Consider the following 3,834-nt stretch of genomic DNA (forward strand, 5'->3'; position numbering starts at 1 on the left):
CCCTCGCCAACCGGCGGTGGGACAATGCCAGACGGGGAGTTTGACTGGGGCGGTCGCCTCCGAAAGGGTATCGGAGGCGCCCAAAGGTTCCCTCAGGATGGACGGAAACCATCCAAAGAGTGCAAAGGCAGAAGGGAGCTTGACTGTGACACCGACGGGTGGAACAGGTACGAAAGTAGGGCTTAGTGATCCGGTGGTATTAAGTGGGAATGCCATCGCTCAACGGATAAAAGCTACCCTGGGGATAACAGGCTTATCACTCCCAAGAGTTCACATCGACGGAGTGGTTTGGCACCTCGATGTCGGCTCATCGCATCCTGGGGCTGTAGTAGGTCCCAAGGGTTGGGCTGTTCGCCCATTAAAGCGGTACGCGAGCTGGGTTCAGAACGTCGTGAGACAGTTCGGTCCCTATCCGGCGTGGGCGTAGGATATCTGAAGGGAGCTGTCCTTAGTACGAGAGGACCGGGATGGACGGACCGCTGGTGTACCGGTTGAGCAGCCAAGCTCATGGCCGGGTAGCCAAGTCCGGAAGGGATAAACGCTGAAGGCATCTAAGCGTGAAGCCCCCCCTAAGATGAGATATCCCATTCGAAAGAAGTAAGACCCCTTGAAGACGACGAGGTAGATAGGCTGGAGATGGAAGTGCAGTAATGTATGGAGTTGACCAGTACTAATCGGTCGAGGGCTTGACCAAAAAGCGAGAAAGCGGCCATGGCACAGGGATGTGGACAGAAGCAGGTTTACCTGGTGATGGACACAGAGACTGTGGCAGGGGCATTTGCGAAGCAAAAGGCATCGAGCAACGTAGTTGCGAGATGACCGCTTTCGAGAATAGTTAATTGCAGGATTTCACGATTCCAAAGGATGTCAGCATGTATGTGGTTTTGAAGGTACAAAAGCATTTGAGCAGTGGACTTGGTCCATTGCTTTTTTTATGCATTCAAGTCGAGCAGCCGTGCTTTGAACTTCCACTATAAATTAAAGAAACTGTAGCAGATTCCAGAGATTAATGATACAATAATTCAAGTCGAGCAGTCGCGAGACTTGGCGCGTGATTCTGGTCAGCGTAAGCTGAGATAAAATTCCAGGATGAAAAGTATCACTTGCGGAAGAGAAAAAGAGAAAGAAGGAAAACGCATGGATCTGAATAAAGAAAATATGAATAAGATCAGATATTTGATCACCTTTGCCATTATCCTGTATCTGGGGGTTCAGAATATTCATGTAGTACTTGATGTATTGGGGCTGGGATGGGGATTACTGCTTCCTTTTATTGTAGGTTCTGCCATGGCATTTGTACTGAATGTTCCAATGACATTTATTGAACGTCATCTTTTTGGAAAAGCTAAAGAAAATCATAAAAAAAGTGCAGAGAAAGCGGCAAGACCAGTAAGCTTGTTTCTTTCTATTGTATTTATCATCCTGCTGATCATGCTTGTTGTACTGGTTGTGCTTCCGCAGATTGGTAATGCCCTGGTCAGTGTTTTAAAGCGTGTGGAAGAGCGAGTTCCACAGATCCAGCAATGGTTGGGAAGTACATTTCAAAAGGATTCCCAGATTGTAAAATGGGCTGATTCCATCAATATTCAGCCTGAGAAGATTCTGAATTCTGTAATGAATACACTTAAAAATGGTGCTGATAATATTGTGGCATCTACCATTTCCTTTACAAAGGGTATTTTTAGTACAGCTATGAATGTAGGCATTGGATTTGTATTTGCATGCTATATCCTGCTGGCTAAAGAACGATTGGCACGGCAGATGAAAAAAGCATTTTATGCGATTTTTCCAAAGAGAATCGTCGAAAGGATCCTTCGGGTAGCCAGACTTTCAAGCAAAACCTTTTCCAGTTTTATTACCGGACAATGTATAGAAGCGGTGATCCTGGGGGCTATGTTCTTTGTTACTATGACCATTGGTGATTTCCCTTACGCAATGCTGATCGGTGTACTGATTTCATTTACAGCGCTGATCCCTATGTTTGGCGGGATTATTGGCTGTTGGACCGGATTTTTTCTGATTCTGATGGTAAGTCCGGTAAAGGCCTTGGCTTTTCTGGTACTGTTTGTTGTGCTCCAACAGATCGAAGGCAATCTGATCTACCCACATGTAGTAGGCGGATCTGTAGGACTTCCGGCAATCTGGGTGTTGGCTGCGGTGACTGTTGGCGGCAGCCTGATGGGAATCGTAGGAATGCTGATTTTTATTCCGCTGGTTTCTGTTTTCTATGCATTGTTTAAAGAATGGGTAAATAAAAGACTGGATCAGAAAAAAATCACTGTAAATTGAAATAGTTATTAAGAATAGTGTCAAAAACAGAATTTCGCAAAAGTACGTTGATTTAATTTAAACAGGAAAAAGCTCCCTCGCAGTATTCTTTAAGGGAGCTTTTATGTTACATAGATTTAAGAAGGGCAGATCATTCACCCTGAGTGTTTTTCTTTACTTCAGCAAGCTTCATTGCACGAACCTTCATCGGAAGACCAAAGAGAGTGATGAAACCGTCTGCATCATGATGATCATACATATCACCGGTTGTAAAGGAAGCAAGAGATTCATTGTAAAGGCTGTAAGGAGAAGTAGTACCTGCTTTAATAATGTTGCCCTTGTACAGTTTGAACTTTACTTCACCAGTTACATATTTCTGAGTGGACTCAACAAAAGCCTGGAGTGCTTCACGAAGAGGTGTGAACCATTTTCCTTCATATACTACCTGTGCCAGCTGGCTTCCAAGCTTTTTCTTGGTTTCCATAGTTTCACGGTCAAGAATCAGTTCTTCCAGCTGATCATGAGCCTCCATAAGGATAGTTCCGCCAGGAGGATTCTCGTATTCACCACGGGATTTCATACCAACAACACGGTTCTCAACGATATCAACAATACCGATTCCATTCTCGCCACCAAGTCTGTTCAGCTCTGTAATGATCTCAGATACTTTCATTGCTTTGCCATTTAATGTTTTGGGAACACCGGCCTCAAATGTCATAGTTACTTCTGTTTTGTCAGGAGCCTGCTGTGGAGTAACGCCAAGTACAAGCATGTTATCGTAATGTGGTGCCTGGGAAGGATCCTCAAGCTCAAGACCCTCATGACTGATGTGCCACAGGTTACGGTCACGGCTGTAGCTATGACTTTCATCAAAAGGAAGATGAATGCCATGAGCCTGGCAGTAAGCAATCTCATCTTCACGGGACTGCATGGTCCATACGTCTGTCATACGCCAAGGAGCGATGATCTTCAGATCTGGAGCAAGTGCTTTGATGGAAAGTTCAAAACGGATCTGGTCATTTCCTTTTCCTGTTGCACCGTGGCAGATAGCAGAAGCACCTTCTTTACGTGCAATTTCAACCAGCTTTTTGGCAATTGCAGGACGAGCCATGGAAGTTCCAAGAAGATATTTGTGCTCATAAACAGCACCTGCTTCCACACATGGCATAATATATTCATCGCAAAATTCATCAATAATGTCTTCAATATATAATTTGGAAGCTTTCCGGAAAGCTTTGCTCTCTCATCAAGACCATCCAGTTCGTTACCCTGTCCGCAGTTTACACAGCAGCAGATGACGTCATAACCAAAATTTTCTTTCAGCCAAGGAATTAATGTGGTGGTATCAAGACCGCCGGAGTATGCTAAAACAACTTTTTCTTTTCATAATTTTTTCTCCTGACATTTTTAATATTCAATATTCAAAAGCGAGTAGTAAGGATTCAAAGGGCGGTGAGCGAGAAATATGCATAATATGTAATTAAATATGTATATTTATTCGTTTACATGTCACCTGATTTTCTACTTGCCCCATTGCTGGAAAATAATATACAACATTTTAAATAA

1 protein-coding gene, 1 rRNA gene and 1 pseudogene are annotated in these 3,834 nt (G+C 43.9%); 2 read left to right on the top strand and 1 reads right to left on the bottom strand.

Features of this window, described 5'->3' with window-relative positions; genetic code table 11:
• Positions 1-694 (top strand): 23S ribosomal RNA (locus tag R1Y93_RS11875); the annotation flags it as partial.
• Between the two features lie 443 nt (positions 695-1,137).
• Positions 1,138-2,289 carry an AI-2E family transporter gene (locus R1Y93_RS11880; RefSeq protein ID WP_500822961.1) on the top strand — a complete coding sequence of 384 codons (1,152 nt, stop codon included), beginning with the start codon at positions 1,138-1,140 and terminating at the stop codon, positions 2,287-2,289.
• Positions 2,290-2,419: 130 nt separating this feature from the next.
• On the opposite strand, the pseudogene R1Y93_RS11885 reads toward R1Y93_RS11880, so the two are convergent.
• Positions 2,420-3,600: pseudogene (locus R1Y93_RS11885) on the bottom strand (argininosuccinate synthase).
• Positions 3,601-3,834 lie beyond the last annotated feature (234 nt).

Source organism: Blautia sp. HA3515, assembly GCF_059933065.1.

Coding starts and splice junctions, on each gene's coding strand:
- R1Y93_RS11880 (WP_500822961.1), top strand. CDS start 1,138: ATGGATCTGAATAAAGAAAATATGAATAAGATCAGATATTTGATCACC.